This window comes from Streptomyces sp. NPDC017943 (genome assembly GCF_044328425.1).
Classification (GTDB): Bacteria; Actinomycetota; Actinomycetes; order Streptomycetales; family Streptomycetaceae; genus Streptomyces; species Streptomyces djakartensis_A.
The window spans coordinates 301,368-321,128 of sequence record NZ_JBIRHH010000001.1 but is presented as its reverse complement, the minus strand read 5'-3'; the positions used below and the strand labels follow the sequence as shown (position 1 = coordinate 321,128).

General features: G+C 71.7%; 10 protein-coding genes. 2 read left to right on the top strand and 8 right to left on the bottom strand.

The window, feature by feature from the left end:
- The first annotated feature begins 155 nt into the window (after positions 1-155).
- Positions 156-2,387: a HelD family protein gene (locus ACH4C6_RS01335; protein ID WP_398106484.1), complete on the top strand. Its 2,232-nt coding sequence runs from the start codon at positions 156-158 to the stop codon at positions 2,385-2,387.
- Positions 2,388-2,471: 84 nt separating this feature from the next.
- Here ACH4C6_RS01335 and glgB read toward each other — a convergent pair whose 3' ends face one another.
- From glgB to ACH4C6_RS01315, 4 genes are all read right to left on the bottom strand, one after another.
- Entirely contained in the window at positions 2,472-5,543 is a 3,072-nt protein-coding gene (glgB, locus tag ACH4C6_RS01330) for a 1,4-alpha-glucan branching enzyme (protein WP_398106483.1), read from the bottom strand.
- 29 nt (positions 5,544-5,572) lie between these two features.
- The gene (locus ACH4C6_RS01325; RefSeq protein ID WP_398106482.1) at positions 5,573-7,015 is read right to left on the bottom strand and encodes a maltokinase; all 1,443 of its coding nucleotides are present in this window, start codon (positions 7,013-7,015) and stop codon (positions 5,573-5,575) included.
- Between the two features lie 194 nt (positions 7,016-7,209).
- Entirely contained in the window at positions 7,210-8,910 is a 1,701-nt protein-coding gene (gene treS / locus ACH4C6_RS01320; protein ID WP_398106481.1) for a maltose alpha-D-glucosyltransferase, read from the bottom strand.
- Complete coding sequence (locus tag ACH4C6_RS01315; protein ID WP_398106480.1) at positions 8,907-11,030, bottom strand: alpha-1,4-glucan--maltose-1-phosphate maltosyltransferase; 2,124 nt, start codon at positions 11,028-11,030, stop codon at positions 8,907-8,909. The genes treS and ACH4C6_RS01315 overlap by 4 nt, the downstream gene beginning before the upstream one ends.
- 789 nt (positions 11,031-11,819) lie before the next feature.
- On the opposite strand from ACH4C6_RS01315, the gene ACH4C6_RS01310 reads away from it, so the two are divergent.
- On the top strand, positions 11,820-14,438 hold the full coding sequence (locus ACH4C6_RS01310; RefSeq protein WP_398106479.1) for a glycosyltransferase family 1 protein: 2,619 nt from the start codon (positions 11,820-11,822) through the stop codon (positions 14,436-14,438).
- 48 nt (positions 14,439-14,486) lie between these two features.
- Here the strand turns inward: ACH4C6_RS01310 and ACH4C6_RS01305 are convergent, their stop codons facing one another.
- From ACH4C6_RS01305 to ACH4C6_RS01290, 4 genes are all read right to left on the bottom strand, one after another.
- The gene (locus tag ACH4C6_RS01305; RefSeq protein ID WP_398106478.1) at positions 14,487-15,008 is read right to left on the bottom strand and encodes a DUF1990 domain-containing protein; all 522 of its coding nucleotides are present in this window, start codon (positions 15,006-15,008) and stop codon (positions 14,487-14,489) included.
- Positions 15,009-15,077: 69 nt separating this feature from the next.
- On the bottom strand, positions 15,078-16,718 hold the full coding sequence (locus ACH4C6_RS01300; RefSeq protein WP_398106477.1) for a M4 family metallopeptidase: 1,641 nt from the start codon (positions 16,716-16,718) through the stop codon (positions 15,078-15,080).
- A 209-nt stretch (positions 16,719-16,927) separates the two neighbouring features.
- A complete protein-coding gene (locus ACH4C6_RS01295; protein ID WP_398106475.1) occupies positions 16,928-18,985 on the bottom strand; it encodes a M4 family metallopeptidase in 2,058 nt (685 codons plus the stop codon).
- Between the two features lie 260 nt (positions 18,986-19,245).
- Entirely contained in the window at positions 19,246-19,761 is a 516-nt protein-coding gene (locus tag ACH4C6_RS01290; protein ID WP_398106474.1) for a DinB family protein, read from the bottom strand.

The window sequence follows — 19,761 nt, the reverse complement described above, 5'->3', positions numbered from 1 at the left end:
CGGGAAATCCCCCGAGCAATTGCGCTCGGGGGATTTCCTTGCGTATATTTGTCTGTTCGTGACTTCAAGTCTATTGCAGTCACAGTGAAGTTCAGTGAGCACAGTATATCCGGGCGGGAGCGGAATTGTCAAACACCGAGTTTCCGGACGATGAATTGCGACAGGAACAGGAATTCATCGACGGGTTGTACGCGCGCGTGGACGCACTGCGCGGCGACACCGAGACCTCCGTCACGGACGCCCTCGCGCAGGGCGACACGCCCATGCAGGCCCGGCTCGAACGGGACATCCTCGTCGCCGAACGCTCCGGGCTGCTCGCCGCGCTGAACGCGGTGGACGGCTCCCTGTGCTTCGGCCGGATCGACCTCACCTCGGGCGTCAGCCACCACATCGGCCGCATCGGCCTGCGCACCGACGACAGCGAGCGCACCCCCGTCCTGATCGACTGGCGCGCCGAGGTCGCCCGTCCCTTCTACCTGGCCACCGGGCACACCCCGATGGGACTCAGGCGCCGGCGGCACATCGCCACCGAGGGCCGCCGCGTCACCCACCTGCACGACGAGATCCTCGACCTCGGCGACGAGACGCGCACCGGTCACGAGGACCCCACCGGCGACGCGGTCCTGCTCGCCGCGCTCGACTCCGCCCGTACCGGCCGCATGGGCGACATCGTGCGGACCATCCAGGCCGACCAGGACCGCATCATCCGCGCCCCGCACCGCGGTGTCCTCGTCGTGGAGGGCGGGCCGGGCACCGGCAAGACGGCCGTCGCCCTGCACCGTGCCGCCTACCTGCTGTACGAGCACCGGGAGCTGCTCGCCAAGCGGGCCGTGCTGATCGTCGGGCCCAACCCGGCCTTCCTCGGCTACATCGGCGAGGTGCTGCCCTCGCTGGGCGAGACCGGCGTGCTCCTCGCGACCGTCGGCGAGCTGTACCCGGGCGTGCGGGCGACCGCCGTCGACACCCCCGCGGCGGCCGCCGTGAAGGGGCGGGCCGAGATGGCAGACGTGCTCGCCGACGCCGTCCGCAGCCGGCAGGCGCTGCCCGACCCCGTCATCACCGTCGAGCACGAGCGCGAGGTCCTCATGCTCGACGACGGTCTGGTCAACGTCGCCCGCGAGCGCACCCGTGCCGTGCGGCTGCCGCACAACACGGCCCGCGAGCACTTCGAGGGCCACATCCTCAACGCGCTCACCGACCTGTACGCCGAGCGGATCGGCACCGATCCCTTCGACGGGTCCAGCCTGCTCGACCCCAGCGACATCACGCAGATCCGCGACGACCTCGCCGAGAACCCCGAGGTGTGGGCGGCCGTCGACCGGTTGTGGCCGGTGCTCACCCCCGAGCGGCTCGTCGCGGACCTCCTCGCCGCGCCCGAGGAGTTCCTGTCCGCCGAGGACGCCGACGCCGTGCGGCGGCCCGTGACCCGGCACTGGACGGTCGCGGACGTGCCGCTGCTGGACGAGGCCGCCGAACTGCTCGGCGAGGACGACCGGATCGCCCGGGACCGCGCCGCGCGCGAGCGGGAGCGGCAGATCGCCTACGCGCAGGGCGTGCTGGACGTGTCGTACGCCTCCCGGACCTACGAGTTCGAGGACAAGGAGGAGGACGACCCCGAGAGCTCCGAGGTGCTGTCCGCGCACGACATCATCGACGCCGAGCGGTTCGCCGAGCGGCACGAGGAGGACGACCACCGCAGTGCCGCCGAGCGCGCGGCGGCCGACCGCACCTGGGCGTTCGGGCACATCATCGTCGACGAGGCGCAGGAGCTGTCGCCCATGGCGTGGCGGCTGCTGATGCGGCGCAGCCCGACCCGTTCCATGACCCTGGTCGGCGACCCCGCCCAGACGGCGGAGGCGGCCGGGGTCGGCTCCTGGTCCGACATCCTCGCCCCGTACGTGGAGGACCGCTGGGAGCACACCCGGCTGGGCGTCAACTACCGCACCCCCGCGGAGATCATGGACGTCGCGGCGGCCGTGGTGCGGGCCGAGAACCCGCGGTTCGAGCCGCCCGGCTCGGTCCGCTCCACGGGCGTGCGCCCCTGGGCCCGCCCCACCGACGACCTGCCCGGCGCCGTCGCCAAGGCGGTCGGGGAACTCACCCCAGCCGAGGGGCGGCTCGCGGTGATCGCCCCGCGCGACCTGCACCGGGGCATCGCGGCCCGGCTGGACGGCGTGACGGCGGGCGCCGAACCGGACCTCACGCAGACGGTCGTCCTGCTCGACCCGCGGCAGGCCAAGGGGCTGGAGTTCGACTCCGTGCTCGTCGTCGAACCCGGCCGCTACGGCACCAGCGACCTGTACGTGGCGCTGACCCGGGCCACCCAGCGCCTCGGCGTCGTGCACACCGGCCCCCTGCCCGAGGCGCTCGCCGACGCCCTGCCGTGACACACCGCAGCCGTACCCGGCCGCAGCCGTACCCGGCCGTTCCCCGGCCGGGTACGGCACGTCACCGCGGTGGTACCCAGCCGCTCAGGCCGGCCGCAGCCACACCGTCGCCAGTGGGGGCAGGGTCAGGCGGATGCTGGCCGGGCGGCCGTGCCAGGGCTGGGGCTCCGGCTTGACCGGGTCCGGGGCCGTCACGTCGCTGCCGCCGTAGCGGGCCGCGTCGGTGTTGAGGACCTCGTGCCAGGCGGGGATCTCCTCGGGGACGCCGAGCCGGTAGTCGTGGCGGATGACCGGCGCGAAGTTGGAGACCGCCAGCAGCGGGTTGCCCTCCGGGTCCAGCCGCAGGAACGCCACGACGTTGTCGTCGGCGGCGTCCCCGACGATCCACTCGAAGCCCGCCGGGTCGGTGTCCAGCCGCCACAGCGCCGGGGTGGCGCGGTAGACCGCGTTGAGGTCGCGGACCAGGTCGCGCACGCCCCGGTGGTCCGCCTCCGCCCCGTAACCCGGGTCGAGCAGCCACCAGTCCGGGCCGTGCACCTCGGACCACTCCGCGCCCTGCGCGAACTCCTGGCCCATGAACAGCAGTTGCTTGCCCGGGTGGGCCCACATGAAGCCGAGGTAGGAGCGCACCCCGGCCCGCTGCTGCCACCAGTCGCCCGGCATCTTCGACACCAGGGAACCCTTGCCGTGCACGACCTCGTCGTGCGAGATCGGCAGCACGTAGTTCTCGCTGTAGGCGTACACCATGGAGAAGGTCATCTCCCCGTGGTGGTACTTGCGGTACACCGGCTCGTGGCTCATGTACTGCAGCGAGTCGTGCATCCAGCCCATGTTCCACTTCAGCCCGAAGCCGAGCCCACCGAAGCCGCTCGGGCCCTTGTGGTGGGTGGCCCGCGTGACGCCGTCCCACGCGGTGGACTCCTCCGCGACCGTCACCACGCCGGGCACCCTGCGGTACACCGTCGCGTTCATCTCCTGGAGGAACGCCACCGCGTCCAGGTTCTCCCGGCCCCCGTGCTCGTTCGGCGTCCACTGGCCCGGCTCGCGGGAGTAGTCGAGGTAGAGCATCGAGGCGACCGCGTCCACGCGCAGCCCGTCGATGTGGAACTCCTCGCACCAGTACACCGCGTTGGCCACGAGGAAGTTGCGGACCTCGTTGCGCCCGAAGTCGAACTCCAGCGTCCCCCAGTCGGGGTGCGCGGCCCGCAGCGGGTCCTCGTGCTCGTACAGCGGGCGCCCGTCGAACTCGGCCAGCGCCCAGGCGTCCCGCGGGAAGTGGGCGGGCACCCAGTCCATGAGGACGCCGATGCCCGCCTGGTGCAGCTTGTCGACCAGGTACCGGAAGTCGTCCGGCGTGCCCAGCCGGGCCGTCGGCGCGTAGAAGCCGGTGACCTGGTACCCCCAGGACCCGCCGAAGGGGTGCTCGGCGACCGGCATCAGCTCCACGTGCGTGAAACCGAGGTCCTTCACGTACGCGGGCAGCTGTTCGGCGAGCTGACGGTACGTCAGTCCCGGTCGCCAGGAGGGCAGGTGCACCTCGTACACCGAGAACGGCGCCTCGTGCGCCGGGGCCTGCGCGCGGCGCTCCAGCCACTCGGCGTCGCCCCACTCGTAATGCGAGGAGGTGATGACCGACGACGTGGCGGGGGGCACCTCGGTGCGGCGGGCCATCGGGTCGGCGCGCAGCGTCCTCGACCCGTCGGGCCCGGTGATGTCGAACTTGTACAGCTCGCCCTCGCCGACGTCCGGCAGGAACAGCTCCCACACCCCGGACGAACCCAGCGACCGCATGACGTGCCCGGTGCCGTCCCAGAAGTTGAACGTGCCGGCCACGCGCACACCGCGGGCGTTCGGTGCCCACACCGCGAACCGGGTGCCGGTCACGCCCTGGTGCGTCGTCGGGTGGGCGCCCAGCGCCGTCCACAGCTCCTCGTGCCGGCCCTCACCGATCAGGTGCAGGTCGAGATCACCGAGTGTGGGCAGGAAGCGGTAGGCGTCCTCCGTCTCCAGCAGCGTGCCCTCGTAGCGCACCAGCAGCCGGTACTCCGGGACCTCCGTCAGCGGCAGCAGCCCCGAGAAGAACCCCTCGCCATCGTCGTGCAGCTCCGCCCGCACCTCACCGGCGAGCACCGTCACCGCCAGGGCGTACGGACGGAACGCCCGGAAGGCGATGCCGCCGGGCACGGGGTGTGCGCCGAGCACGGAGTGCGGGTCGTGGTGCGTGCCGTCGAGCAGCCGCGCGCGGTCCTGCGGGTCGACGGCGGGGGAGACGGCGACCTCCATCTCCGGAGGAACCACCTGGGCGGCGGCCTCCTGTGCCGGAGCCCCGACGGCCGGTGCCTTCCCGGCCGGTGCCTTCTTGGCCGGAGCCTTCCCGGCCGGTGCCTTCTTGGCCGGAGCCTTTCCGGCCGGTGCCTTCTTGGCCGGAGCCTTTCCGGCCGGTGCCTTCTTGGCCGGAGCCTTTCCGGCCGGGGTCTTCTTGATTGCCTTCCTCGGCGCCGTCGCCTTCTTCTCGGCGGTCTTCCTCGCGGGGGCTCGCTTGGCGGGGGCCTTCGTGGCGGGGGCCTCGGCGGTGGCCGCCGGCGCGGCCGCCGCCTTCACCGCGGCGGCTTCGGTGGCCGCCGCCTTCTTCGTCACGGCCTTCTTCGCCGTGGTCTTCTTGGCGGCGGCCTTCTCCGCCGGGGCCTTCTCGGCCGTGGTCTTCCGTGCGGTGGCCTTCTTCGCGGCGGACTTCACCGCGGCCGTCCCGGCGGCCGTCGCCTTCTTCGCCGTGGTCTTCTTGGCGGTGGTCTTCTTCGCCGCGGTCGTCCTCGCCGCCGTGGCCGGTTCGGCAGCCGTGGCCGCCCCGGCCTCGGCCGGCTGCGCTGCCGGCGTCCTGGTCGCGGCGACCTTCCTGGCCGTGGACTTCGCCGCGGCCGCCTTCTTCGTGACGGCCTTCTTGGCGGCCGCCGCCTTCTCGGGGGCCGCCTTCGCGGCAGTGGCCGTCTTCTTGGCCGCCGCCTTCTTCGCGGCCGCCGTCTTCTTCGCCGCTGCCTGCTTCGGCACCGCCGTCTTCTTCGCGGCGCTCTTTCGCTGCGCGGCCGTGGGCTGCTCGGGGATCTTCTCCCCGGCCGTCCCCTTGGGACGCGGACCGCTGGACTCAGGACGGGGGGTCACGGGCGGAGCCTCCAGGACGAGGGGGTGGGTCAGGTCAGGTGGCCGGACGAGGCCAGCCGCTCTATGGCGGCCAGCGGGACCGGCAGCCAGTCGGGGCGGTGCCGGGCCTCGTACACCACCTCGTAGATCGCCTTGTCCGTCTCGAAGGCGCGCAGCAGCACCGGGTCGGTGCGCGGGTCGCTGCCGGAGGCGTCGGCGTAGCCGGAGCAGAAGGCGGCCCGGCACGTCTCGGCCCAGTCCGGCTGGGCCGGGTCCACCGAGCGCGCCGCGTAGTCGAAGGAACGCAGCATGCCGGCCACGTCCCGCACCGCCGGCTGCGGCATGCGCCGCTCGGACAGCGGACGGGCCGGTTCGCCCTCGAAGTCGATCAGCCACCACTCGCCGGACGGCGAGCGCAGGCACTGCCCCAGGTGGAGATCGCCGTGCACGCGCTGCGCGGTCCAGGTGCGGCCCTCCGAGGCCAGGTCGGCGAGCGCCGTGAACGCCGAGCGCAAGCCGCCGGCGTAGGGGCGCAGCGCGGGCACCGCCTGGACGGCCGTGTCCAGGCGCTCGATCATGCCGTCGACCATCAGCCGCAGCTGCATGTGGCCGAGCGTCACCGTGGGCAGTGCGCGGGCCAGCGCGGTGTGCACCTCGGCGGTGGCCCGCCCCAGGGCCCGTGCCTCGGCGGCGAAGTCCTCGCCCTTCGCCAGTTCGCGCAGCGCCAGCTCCCAGCCGTCGGAGGCACCTTGCAGGAACGGCTGCAAGACGCCCAGCACGTACGGCTGCCCGGCGAGGTCCGCCGGGCCGCCCATGGCGACCGGGTCGGACGCGGGGTCGACGTCCGCGACCATCCAGGCCGTCGGCGCGGGCACCCGGGGGCAGCCCTCGCGGGCCAGCGCCAGCGGCAGCTCCAGATCGGGGTTGATCCCCGGCACGATCCGGCGCAACAGCTTCAGGATGAACGTATCTCCGTAGACGACCGACGAGTTGGACTGCTCGGCGGTCACCACGCGTGGTACCAGCCCCGAGCGGATGTCCTGCTGCGGGTCCCGGTCGAAACGGAGCCCGCCGATACGCGCCCGGGTGCGCAGGGCCTCCAGGAGCAGTTCGGCGGGCCTGGTGTCGTGCAGGGCGTCGTAGACCGTGCGGCCGGCGAGCGGCCCCGTCGACACGTGTCCGATGAGCGCGGGCGCCAGCCGAGGCGGCAGCGCCTCGCGCACGCCTATCAGCAGCTGGTAGCAGTCACCTGGGTGGTCCGGCGCCCCGTGGGACGGCACGAGCGGCTGGTGGGCGCGCACGAGCAGGTGGTACAGACCGAGCTTCGCCGTGCCCGGGAGCAGCTCGGTGGCCCCGACCAGGGTGAAGCCGGTGACCGGCCGTCCTTTGCCCGCGAACCAGCGCTGCCGCGGCAGCCATTCCCGCAGCAGTGGCTCCAGGGATGCGAGAAGGCCGGGCGGGGTGGCGACGGTGCGTGTGACGGCTTCCGACATGGCCTCGCGTCCTTTCACCCATTCTTGATGCGCCCCCTGATGCCTGCAACCGGCCCGGACGGCGCTCCTCCGGCATACGCGGGTGGGCGGGGTGTTACTAGTGCGTGCCCCGGGCGGGGCGGAGGAAACGCCCCGCCACGGGGGTTTGCGGCCCGCCGCGCGGATCAGGCCTCAGCAGGCCTGTCGTTCGGCTTTCACACGGCGTCCTTGCGGAGCCGGAACCAGTAGAAACCGTGCCCGCCGAGGGTCAGCAGGTACGGCAGTTCACCGATCGCGGGGAAGCGGACCCCGCCGAACAGCTCCACCGGGTGCCGGCCCTCGAAGGCGCTCAGATCCAGCTCCGTGGGCTGCGCGAAACGCGAGAAGTTGTTCACGCACAGCACCAGGTCGTCCTCGTACTCCCGCAGGAACGCCAGCACGGCGGGGTTGGACGAGGGCAGCTCGGTGTAGGAGCCGAGTCCGAACGCGGGGTTCTGCTTGCGGATCTCGATCATGCGCCGGGTCCAGTGCAGCAGCGACGATGGCGAGGCCATGGACGCCTCGACGTTGGTCACCTGGTAGCCGTAGACCGGGTCCATGATCGTGGGCAGGAACAGCCGCCCGGGATCGGACGAGGAGAAACCCGCGTTGCGGTCGGGCGTCCACTGCATCGGGGTGCGCACCGCGTCGCGGTCGCCGAGCCAGATGTTGTCGCCCATGCCGATCTCGTCGCCGTAGTACAGGATCGGCGAGCCGGGCAGCGACAGCAGCAGCGCGGTGAACAGCTCGATCTGGTTGCGGTCGTTGTCCAGCAGCGGGGCGAGCCTGCGGCGGATGCCGATGTTGGCCCGCATGCGCGGGTCCTTGGCGTACTCGGCCCACATGTAGTCGCGCTCTTCGTCGGTGACCATCTCGAGCGTCAGCTCGTCGTGGTTGCGCAGGAAGATGCCCCACTGGCAGCGCTCGGGGATGGCCGGGGTCTTGGCCAGGATCTCGGAGACCGGGTAGCGCGACTCGCGCCGCACGGCCATGAAGATGCGCGGCATGACCGGGAAGTGGAACGCCATGTGGCACTCGTCGCCACCGCTCGGGTAGTCGCCGAAGTAGTCGACGACGTCCTCGGGCCACTGGTTGGCCTCCGCCAGCAGCACGGTGTCCGGGTACTGGGCGTCGATCTCCTTGCGCACCCGCTTCAGGAAGGCGTGGGTCGCCGGGAGGTTCTCGCAGTTGGTGCCCTCCTCCTGGTACAGGTACGGCACCGCGTCGAGCCGGAACCCGTCGATGCCCAGGTCCAGCCAGAACTTCAGCGCGGAGATCATCTCCTCCTGCACGGCCGGGTTCTCGTAGTTGAGGTCCGGCTGGTGCGAGAAGAAGCGGTGCCAGTAGTACTGCTTGCGGACCGGGTCGTAGGTCCAGTTGGAGGCCTCGGTGTCGACGAAGATGATCCGCGCGTCCTGGAACTGCTTGTCGTCGTCGGCCCACACGTAGTAGTCGCCGTAGGGGCCGTCGGGGTCCTTCCTGGACTCCTGGAACCACGGGTGCTGGTCGCTGGTGTGGTTCATGACGAAGTCGATGATCACGCGCATGCCGCGCTGGTGGGCGGCGTCGACGAACTCCACGAAGTCGGCGAGGTCGCCGAACTCGGGGAGCACGGCGGTGTAGTCGCTGACGTCGTAGCCGCCGTCACGCAGGGGCGACTTGAAGAACGGCGGCAGCCACAGGCAGTCGACGCCGAGCCACTGGAGGTAGTCCAGCTTGGCGGTCAGGCCCTTGAGGTCGCCGACGCCGTCGCCGTTGCTGTCCTGGAACGAGCGGACCAGCACCTCGTAGAAGACGGCGCGCTTGAACCAGTCGGGGTCGCGGTCCCTGGCCGGGGTGTCCTCGAAGGTGTCCGGCACGGGTTCGTTGACGATCATATTGTGGGTGACCCTCCGATCTGCGGGGTGGACGGTCGCAGCACCGAGAAGACGTGCGCGGGACGCCGGCCCGGCTCGAGGCGCACATAGTTGGACCTGCCCCAGTGATAGGTCTCGCCGGTGAGCTCGTCGCGCACCGGCACCGACTCGTGCCAGTCCAGGCCGAGTTGCGGCATGTCCAACGAGACCGTGGCCTCCTGGGTGTGGTGGGGGTCGAGGTTCACGACCACCAGAACCGTGTTCGAACCCTGCCGCTTCGAGTACACGATCACCGCGTCCTGGTCCGCGTGGTGGAAGTGCAGGTCGCGCAGCTGTCGCAGGGCCGGGTTCTCCCTGCGGACGGTGTTGAGGCGGGTGATCAGCGGGGCGATGCTGCGTCCCTCGCGTTCGGCCGCCTCCCAGTCGCGGGGCCGCAGCTGGTACTTCTCCGAGTCCAGGTACTCCTCGCTGCCCTCCTTCAACGGCGTGTTCTCACACAGCTCGTAGCCGGAGTAGATGCCCCAGGTCGGCGAGAGCGTCGCGGCGAGCACCGCCCGCACCTCGAAGGCCGGCCGGCCGCCGTGCTGGAGGTAGGCGTGCAGGATGTCGGGCGTGTTGGCGAAGAAGTTCGGCCGCATGTAGGAGGCGGCCTCGCCCGACAGCTCCGTCAGGTACTCCGTCAGCTCCTGCTTGGTGTTGCGCCAGGTGAAGTACGTGTACGACTGCTGGAAACCGATCTGCGCCAGGGTGTGCATCATCGCCGGCCGGGTGAACGCCTCGGCCAGGAAGATCACATCCGGGTCGGTGCGGTTGACGTCCGCGATCACCCGCTCCCAGAACACCACCGGCTTGGTGTGCGGATTGTCCACCCGGAAGATCCGCACCCCCGCGTCCATCCAGTGCCGCAGCACCCGGCACGTCTCCGCCACCAGACCGTCCATGTCCGCGTCGAAGGCGATGGGGAAGATGTCCTGGTACTTCTTCGGCGGGTTCTCCGCATACGCGATCGTGCCGTCGGGCCGGTGGTGGAACCACTCCGGGTGCTTGTGCACCCACGGGTGGTCCGGCGAGCACTGCAAGGCGAAGTCCAGCGCGATCTCCAGCCCCAGCTCCCGCGCCCGCTCGACGAACCACACGAAGTCGTCCATCGTGCCCAGATCCGGGTGCACGGCGTCGTGGCCGCCCTCGGGCGAGCCGATCGCCCACGGCACCCCCACGTCGTCCGGACCGGGGGAGAGGGTGTTGTTCTTCCCCTTGCGGAACGTGGTGCCGATGGGGTGGATCGGCGGCAGGTAGACCACGTCGAACCCCATCGCCGCGATCGCCGGCAACCGCCGCGCCGCCGTGCGGAACGTGCCGTGCGGCCGCTCGGCCGTGCCCTCCGAACGCGGGAAGAACTCGTACCACGACCCGTACAGCGCCCGCTCCCGCTCCACCAGCAACGGCAGGGGATCGCTGCTCGTGACGGGGTCGCGCAGCGGGTACCGGGCCAGGACCTCGTCCACCTCGGGTGTCAGCGCCGCGGCCAGCCGCGACGCCGCGGGACGCGTCTCGTCCCGCAGGGCGGCGGCAGCGGCCGTGATCACGTCGCGCGATCCCTCCTGTGCGGGCACCCCGGCGGCCGCTCGCTCGTACAGGCGCGCGCCCTCCTCCAGGACGACGTCCGTGTCGATGCCCGCCGGGATCTTGATCCGGGCGTGGTGGCGCCAGGTGCTGACGGGGTCTCCCCACGCCTCCACCGTGAACGTCCACAGTCCGGGTTCCCCGGCGGTGACGGTCGCACCCCACCGGTCCGTCCCGGGCGCCAGCTCCCGCATCGGCGTCCACGGGCCCGGGCGGCCCTCCGGGTCCTTCAGGACGACATTGGCCGCGACCGCGTCGTGCCCCTCCCGGAACACGGTCGCCGAGACCTCGAAGCTCTCGCCGGTGACGGCCTTCGCCGGACGGCGCCCGCCCAGGACGACGGGGTGGACGTCGAGGACGGGTATGCGCCCGACCGCCGTCTCCCCGCTCCCGGACGGCGGTGGCGGGGCCGGGGGACCGGCGTCCGCCGGGCGCGCGGGGCGTGTGTCACCGCCGGGCGCGCGCGCCCCGGTGGTGCGGCGGTTCGGGGGTGCTGGCGAGTGGTGCTTGGCGGGCATGACCGCTCCTGTCCGCGTCAACGTGGGTGGGCGGATGACTGTGGGGAGGTGGGTCCTGCGTGGTGTTCCCGAGAGGAGTACCCGCTGGAGCCTTCCCACCCTGTTCGGGTGGGCAATCCGGCACTTTGTTAACTACTCACGCGTATGTCGACACACAAGACCGGCCTCCTCCGGGGCACACGGGACCGGCCTTCCGAGTGGCCGCTCCTTCGCCCTACCCCCGTCCTCCGCGCAGTAACTTGTCCGATCAACGTCCGTCGGCGAGCACCTTCCCCGCGGTCGACGCCGCGGCGGCCGCACCCCCGCCGACCTGCGCCCAAGCCGACCTCGACGAGGTCGTCGGTGGATGTGCGACCGTCCTCACGGCATGAACCGGCGCCGGGGCGGTACCCGGTCGGGCTGCTCCCTTGCGGCGGACGGGGACGTGCCGGCGACGCCCCGCGGACCGCCGGGGCAGGCGCCGGACCCCTCGCGCAGAAGTCCGGTTTCCTACCCCTCGCAGCCGGTCGCCCCCTGGTTCGCGCCCCCCCCGGCCGCTCCGGCGCACGACCGACGCGGGGCGGCGCGCGCGGCGGACGGGAGCCGGTGCGACGGCAGCCGCCTCCCGTGGCACGTGCACCACCGGGGGAACGGCCTGGCGAACGGTTCCGGCCACGCCCGCGGACGGTGTCGTTCGGGCCGATCGGGGGTCCGGCCGCAGAGCCTCAGCGGACGCGGCGCCGACGCCGGTAGTGTCGTAGACGACGTCGATGAAGCCCTGTGTCGAAGCCCAGCGTGACGAGGTGGAAAGTGAAGGCGATCCGTCGGTTCACCGTCCGACCCGTGCTCCCCGAACCCCTCAGGCCGCTCAGCGATCTCGCCCGCAACCTGCGCTGGTCGTGGCATGCCGAGACCCGTGACCTGTTCCAGTCCGTCGACCCCGGGCGCTGGTCCGCCTCGGGGAGCGACCCGGTCCGCCTGCTGGGGAGCGTGCCGCCCGCGCGCCTCGCCGAGCTGGCCGGGGACCGCCGCTTCCTGCGCCGCCTCGCCGCGGCCGCGGGCGACCTGCACGACTACACCACCGGCGACCGCTGGTACCAGGCGCAGACCGAGCCCCTGCCCGCCGCCATCGCCTATTTCTCACCCGAGTTCGGCATCACGGCCGCCCTGCCGCAGTACTCCGGCGGACTCGGCATCCTGGCCGGCGACCATCTGAAGGCGGCCAGCGACCTCGGCGTCCCGCTGATCGGCGTCGGCCTGCTCTACCGGCACGGCTACTTCCGCCAGACCCTCTCCCGGGACGGCTGGCAGCAGGAGCACTACCCGGTCCTCGACCCCAACGAGCTGCCCGTCGCCCAGCTCGAGGAGCCCGACGGCACCCCCGCCCAGGTCGCCCTGGCGCTGCCCGGAGGCCGGCAGCTGCACGCCCGGATCTGGCTCGCGCAGGTCGGCCGGGTCCCGCTGCTCCTGCTCGACTCCGACGTCGAGGAGAACGACCTCGGCGAGCGCGGCGTGACCGACCGCCTCTACGGCGGCGGCAGCGAGCACCGGCTGCTTCAGGAGATGCTCCTCGGCATAGGAGGGGTCCGGGCGGTACGGACGTACTGCCGGCTGACCGGCCACCCCGAGCCGGAGGTGTTCCACACCAACGAGGGGCACGCCGGGTTCCTCGGCCTGGAGCGCATCGCCGAACTGTGCGACGGCGGTTCCGACTTCGACTCGGCGCTGGAGGCGGTCCGGGCCGGGACCGTCTTCACCACCCACACGCCCGTGCCGGCCGGCATCGACCGCTTCGACCGGGAGCTGGTCGCCCGGCACTTCGGCCCCGACGCCGAACTGCCCCGCATCGACGTCGACCGCGTCCTGCGGCTGGGCATGGAGTCCTACCCGGGCGGGGAGCCCAACCTGTTCAACATGGCCGTGATGGGCCTGCGCCTGGCCCAGCGCGCCAACGGCGTGTCGCTGCTGCACGGCAACGTCAGCCGCGAGATGTTCTCCGGCCTGTGGCCCGGGTTCGACGCCGACGAGGTGCCGATCACCTCCGTCACCAACGGGGTGCACGCACCCACCTGGGTCGCCCCCGAGGTGTTCCGGCTCGGCGCCCGGCAGATCGGTGTCCAGCGCGCCGAGGACGCCCTGACGGTCGGCGGCTCGGAGCGCTGGGACTCGGTGGCCGACATCCCCGACCAGGACATCTGGGACCTGCGGCGGGTGCTGCGCGAGCAGCTCGTCGAGGAGGTCCGCGAGCGGCTGCGGGCCTCGTGGCGGCAGCGCGGCGCCGGTACGGCCGAACTGGGCTGGATCGACGGTGTGCTCGACCCGGACGTGCTGACCATCGGCTTCGCCCGGCGCGTGCCGTCGTACAAGCGCCTGACGCTGATGCTGCGCGACCGGGACCGGCTGATGGACCTGCTGCTGCACCCCGAGCGGCCGATCCAGATCGTCGTCGCGGGCAAGGCGCACCCCGCCGACGACGGCGGCAAGCGGCTGGTGCAGGAGCTGGTGCGGTTCACGGACGACCCGCGGGTGCGCCACCGGATCGTGTTCCTGCCCGACTACGGCATGGCGATGGCGCAGAAGCTCTACCCAGGCTGCGACATCTGGCTGAACAACCCGCTCAGGCCGCTGGAGGCCTGCGGCACCTCGGGCATGAAGGCCGCGCTCAACGGATGCCTCAACCTTTCCGTCCTGGACGGCTGGTGGGACGAGTGGTTCCAGCCGGACTTCGGCTGGGCCATCCCCACGGCCGACGGCGCCGGGACCGACCCGGACCACCGCGACGACATAGAGGCCGCGGCGCTGTACGACCTGCTGGAGCAGCGGGTGACGCCCCGCTTCTACGAGCGCGGGCGCAGCGGCCTGCCCGACCGCTGGATCGAGATGGTCCGGCACACGCTGGGTTCGCTCGGGCCGAAGGTGCTGGCCGGGCGGATGGTCCGGGAGTACGTCGAGCGCCTCTACGCGCCGGCGGCCGTCGCCCACCGCGCCCTGGGCCCGGACACGGCACGGGAGCTCGCCGAGTGGAAGGCCCGGGTGCGCGCGGCCTGGCCCGGCGTCACCGTCGACCACGTGGAGACGTCGGCCTCCGAGGCCCTGGCCGAGCTGGGCACGACGCTGGGGCTGCGGGTGCGGGTCGGGCTCGGTGAGCTCGGGCCCGACGACGTGGAGGTCCAGGTGGTCTCGGGGCGGGTGGACGAGCAGGACCGGATCGGCGACGCGACGGTCGTGCCGCTGAAGCCGGTGGGGTCTGCCGACCGGGACGGGCGCTGGGTCTACGAAGGGCCCCTGTCGCTGGATCGCACCGGGCCTTTCGGGTACACGGTGCGGATCCTGCCCGCGCATCGGCTGATGGCATCGAGCGCGGAGTTGGGCTTGGTCGCCGGGCCGTCCGAGGAGCTGGTGGCGGCTGCGGGGTTGTTGATGCGTTGAGCGCCGGTGCGGGCGCGTGGGGGTTGCTCGCGCAGTTCCCCGCGCCCCTCAGGGCGACTCACCACCCTGCGTCGCGAGGTCGCGCAGGACGGTGCCGCACCTGCGGGCGTACGCGTGCTGGAAGCCCCGCGTCGCGGGGCCGCCCGCCTTCGCGTACCACTTGGCGGCGCGGCTGAAGGCGTGCACCGTCAGCCACACCGTGCCGTCCCCCGTGCGGTCCACCACGAAGGACTCCTCGCCGCGCTCCGGGTGGCCGGGCAGCGTGCCGTACGCCCAGCCGGCGCGGCGGGGCTCCTCCACGGTCCACACCACGCGGCAGGGGGCCTTGATCATCCCGGCCAGGGTGACGGTGACGTCCACGCCGGGGGCCGCCCGGTCCGCGCTCGCGTCCAGGCCCACCCCCATGGCCCGGTGCATCTCCCAGGTCAGGACGGCTTCCGAGGCCCGGCGGAAGACCTCCTCGCCCTCGCCCAGCCGGGTTCGCACGTGCAGGGTACGGAAGCCCGGCGGGCAGAAGCCCTCGTCACGGGTGGCGCCGACATCGGCGTAGCTGAAGTCCTCGGAAGACATGGTCACCAAGACTAGGGCGGTACCCGGACCGGCGTTCGGTCCGGGTACCGCCCCGGGGTCGTGCTTCGGTCAGCCGACGTTCACGGCGGACCAGGCGGCCGCGACCGCCTTGTACTCGGTGCTGGACGCGCCGTACAGGGCCGACGCGGCGTTCAGGGTCGCCGTGCGGGCCTGCGCGTACTTCGTCGTCGACGTCATGTACGTCGTCAGCGCCTTGTACCAGATCTGCAGCGCCTTGGTGCGGCCGATGCCGGTGACCGTGGAGCCGTTGGACGTGGGGGAGTTGTAGGACACGCCGTTGATGGTCTTCGCGCCGCTGCCCTCGGACAGCAGGTAGAAGAAGTGGTTGGCGGGGCCGGACGAGTAGTGCACGTCCACGCCGCCCAGACCGGAGGACCAGGCGTCCTTGGAGGCCCCGTCCTTGCTGGGCTTGTCCATGTAGCGCAGCGGGGTGCCGTCGCCGTTGATGTCGATCTCCTCGCCGATGAGGTAGTCACCGGTGTCGGAGGAGTTGTTGGCGAAGAACTCCGCGCCCGCGCCGAGGATGTCGCTGGTGGCCTCGTTCAGGCCGCCGGACTCGCCGCTGTAGACCAGGCCCGCGGTGGCCGAGGTCAGGCCGTGGCTCATCTCGTGGGCCGCCACGTCGAGCGAGGTCAGCGGGTTGGCGTTGCCCGAGCCGTCGCCGTAGGTCATGCAGAAGCAGCTGTCGGACCAGAAGGCGTTGACGTAGTTGTTGCCGTAGTGGACGCGGGAGTAGGCCGCCCTGCCGTCGCCCCGGATGCCGCTGCGGCCGAAGGCGCTCTTGTAGAAGTCCCAGGTGACCTGGGCCCCGTAGTGGGCGTCGGCGCCGGCGGTCTCCGCGTTGGAGGGGCTGCCGTTGCCCCAGATGTCGTCGGCGCCGGAGAAGAGCGTGCCGGTGCCGGAGGTGCCGCGGTTGAGGTTGTACGTCTTGTGCCCGCCGCGGGAGGCGTCCGTGAGGTTGTACGAGGTGCCCGACTTGGTGGTGGTCAGGGTGACCTGGCCGCTGTAGGTGGTGTTGCCGGTGCCGGTCTCGATGGCCTGGTACTCGTACAGCTTCTTGCCGGTGGCCGCGTCGGTGATCACGTGCAGCTCGTTCGGGGTGCCGTCCTCCTGGAGTCCGCCGACGACGGTCTCGTAGGCGAGGACCGGCTTGCCGCTCGCGGCCCAGACCACCTTGCGGGGCTCGGACGTGGCCTCGGTCTTCGCCGAGCCGGCCGCCTCGGCCAGGGTCAGGGCCTGCTTCTCGGCCTTGGCGGCGGCGATCGCGGGCTTGAGCGAGGCGACCTTGATCGCGGCCTTGGTGGCTCTCGTGACGCCCTTGGCGGCCCCGGACTTCGAGGTGTGCACCACGAGGTCGCCACCGAGGACGGGCAGTCCGTCGTAGGTGCGCTCGTAGCGGGTGTGGACCGTGCCGTCGGCGTCCTTGACGACGTCCTTGACGACGAGTTCATCCTGGGCGCCGAGGCCTATCGCGTCGGCGGTCCGGGCGGCGCCGGCCTGCTGGTCCTGGATGAGCGCGGTGCGGGCGGGTGCGGAGAGCCGCACGGGCGCGGCGGCCGGGGTGCTCACCGAGTCGGCGGCGACGCTGCTGCCCGAGGCGAGGCCGGTGGTGAGGAGGGCGCCGGAGGCGACGGCGGTGGCGATGGCCAGCGTGGCGCGCCTGCGACGGGTGTAGCGAGGGGTGGACACACAGGCTCCTAGGTGTGGGGGAAGCTGCGGTGCTGTGCGGTGGGTGGGGGAAGAGTGGCACCGAAGACGCGTACATGTCAGGAGTGACGAGTGATGTTGGCCGGAAATCGACGGCGCATGCTTGCCCTCTCCACACGAAACGGGCGCCGCCCCGGGGGATTCGAACCCACCGGGGCGACGCCCTGACTCGGTGCCCGCGACCTGCCGGTCTACGGGAAGGTCAGCTTCCAGCTGTTGATGTAGCCGGTGTCGGCGGCCGCGTTGTCCTGGACCCGCAGCTTCCAGACGCCGTTGGCCACCTCGGAGGAGGCGTTCACCGTGTACGTGGTGTTGATGTTGTCCGCGCTCCCGCCGGTGCCGTAGGCCTTGAGGGTGTAGGCCGAGCCGTCGGGGGCGACCAGCTCCACCTTGAGGTCGCCGATGTAGGTGTGGACGATGTCCACGGCGACCTGGAGGTTGGAGGGCGCGTTGCCCGTTCGTCCGGAGACGGTGATCGAGGACGTGACCGCGGAGCCGCGGTCCGGGATCGCCACGTCGGCGGTGTTCTCGAACGAGGTGCCCCCACCGCCTCCGCCGCCGGAGCGGGTGCCGACGTTGACGCCGGCCCAGGCGTCCTGGACTGCCTTGTACTCGGCGCTGTCCGCGCCGTACAGCTCACCGGTGGCCGCGAGGGTGCCGGTGCGGGCGGCCGCGTAGTTGGTGTTCGAGGTGAACTTCGTGGTGAGCGCGCGGAACCAGATCTTCTCCGCCTTGTCGCGGCCGATGCCGGTGACCGGAAGGCCGTCCGAGGTCGGCGAGTTGTACGTGACACCGTTGATCGTCTTGGTGCCGCTGCCCTCGCTCAGCAGGTAGAAGAAGTGGTTGGCGGGGCCCGACGAGTAGTGCACGTCGATCGAGCCGATGCCCGAGTACCAGGCGTCCTTGGAGGCCCCGTCCTTGCTGGGCTTGTCCATGTAGCGCAGCGGGCTGCCGTCGCCGTTGATGTCGATCTCCTCGCCGATGAGGTAGTCACCGGTGTCGGAGGAGTTGTTGGCGTAGAACTCGACGGTCGAGCCGAAGATGTCGCTGGTGGCCTCGTTCAGGCCGCCGGACTCGCCGCTGTAGACCAGGCCCGCGGTGTTGGAGGTGACGCCGTGCGTCATCTCGTGGGCGGCCACGTCGATCGACGTCAGTGGGTGCGTGTTGCCCGAGCCGTCGCCGTAGGTCATGCAGAAGCAGCTGTCGGACCAGAAGGCGTTGACGTAGTTGTTGCCGTAGTGGACGCGGGAGTAGGCGCCCACGCCGTCACCCCGGATGCCGCTGCGTCCGTGCACGTTCTTGTAGTAGTCCCACGTCAGCGCGGCCCCGTAGTGGGCGTCGGCGCCCGCGGTCTCCGCGTTGGAGGGGCTGCCGTTGCCCCAGACGTCGTCGGGCCCGGAGAAGAGCGTGCCGGTGCCGGAGGTGCCCCGGTTGAGGTTGTACGTCTTGTGCCCGCCGCGCGCGCCGTCGGTCAGGTTGTACGTCGACCCCGACTGGGTGGTGCCGAGCGTCACCGTGCCGCTGTACATGGTGTTGCCCGTGCCGGTCTCGATGCCCTGGTACTCGTAGAGCTTCTCGCCGGTGGCCGCGTCGGTGATCACGTGCAGTTCGTTCGGGGTGCCGTCCTTCTGGAGGCCGCCGACGACGGTCTCGTAGGCGAGGACCGGCTTGCCGCTCGCGGCCCAGACCACCTTGCGCGGCGCCCTGTCGACGTCCGCGCTCCTGGTGTCGTCGGCCTTCGCGGCCGCCAGTGCCTGCTTCTGCGCCTTGGCGGCGGGCAGTGCGGCCGTGGTGGTGGCCGGCTTCACGGCGGCCCGGGTCGCCTTGACGACGTCCCTGGTCGCACCGGACTTCGCCGTCTCGACCACCAGGTCCCCGCCGAGGACGGGCAGTCCGTCGTAGGTGCGCTCGTAGCGGGTGTGGACCGTGCCGTCGCGGTCCTTGACCACGTCCCGGACGACCAGCTTCTCCTTGGCGCCGAGGCCCAGCTGCTTCGCCGTCCGCGCCGTGGCGGCGTCGGCGTCCCGTATCAGCGCGGCGCGCTGGGCGGGGGTCAGCTTGACCGACTCGGAGCCGGGGTTCGCCTTGCTCGCGGCCGACGGTGCCTTCGCCGGTGCCGCGACGGCGCTGCCGCTCTGGACGGCCGCGGCGATCAGCGCGGCGACGCCGGCCAGGGCCACGGCCGCGGTGCGGCGGGTGCGGGCAGCGGGTCTGTGGGAGGTGGCTCTGCGCGAGGAACTGCTTCTCAACACGGACTCCTTCTGCGGGACCGGGGGTCGCCCGGCCTGGGGAGGTGGAGGTGTTGCTGTGGGGTTGCTGTGGAGCAGTCGCCACGGAAGCGTGGCAGGGGACCGCGCTTTCTGTCAGGAGCGCGTCAACACTATGGCCGGAAACGGTTCGTTGACCGGAAGTTCATGTTCGCTATACGAACGCTTCGCCCCTGCGACTTCCGCACGGTCGTCGCGGCAGCGGTCGGCTGCGGCTCCGCCCGCGACCCGCACGACGGGTCTCAGGCGCCGGTCTGCCCGTCGACGAGTTCGCGCACCACGTCGAGGTGGCCGTTGTGGCGGGACGTCTCCTCGATGAGGTGCAGGATCACCCACCGCAGGTCGACGTGGCGGCCGTCACTGATGGGACGCCTGGCCGTCGCGTCCAGGTCGTGGTCGGACACCAGGCGACGGTAGCGGGAGCTCTGCTCCTCGTACTCGGCGAGAAGCCGGGGCAACGGGACGTCGACCGCTGTCCGCATCTCGGGGTCGGGGTCGTCGTCGCCCGCCTCGGCGAGCGGCCCGGCGAGCTCCTCGCCCAGGAACATCACCTGGAACCAGTAGTACTCGACCCACCGCAGATGGCTGATCAGCCCACACAACGTCATCAGCGGTGAACCCGGGGGCGGGGCCCTGCGGGCGTCCTCGGCGGACACGCCCTCGCACTTGGCGCGCGCGGTGTCACGGGCGTAGTCCAGGAAGGTGGCCAGCTGCGTGCGCTCGTCCCAGGTGGGAGGCGTATCGGTTCGTCGCGTCAT

Coding starts and splice junctions, on each gene's coding strand:
- ACH4C6_RS01305 (WP_398106478.1), bottom strand. CDS start 15,008: ATGTCTTCCGAGGACTTCAGCTACGCCGATGTCGGCGCCACCCGTGAC.
- ACH4C6_RS01325 (WP_398106482.1), bottom strand. CDS start 7,015: ATGTCGGAAGCCGTCACACGCACCGTCGCCACCCCGCCCGGCCTTCTC.
- ACH4C6_RS01315 (WP_398106480.1), bottom strand. CDS start 11,030: ATGCCCGCCAAGCACCACTCGCCAGCACCCCCGAACCGCCGCACCACC.
- treS (WP_398106481.1), bottom strand. CDS start 8,910: ATGATCGTCAACGAACCCGTGCCGGACACCTTCGAGGACACCCCGGCC.
- ACH4C6_RS01290 (WP_398106474.1), bottom strand. CDS start 19,761: ATGACGCGACGAACCGATACGCCTCCCACCTGGGACGAGCGCACGCAG.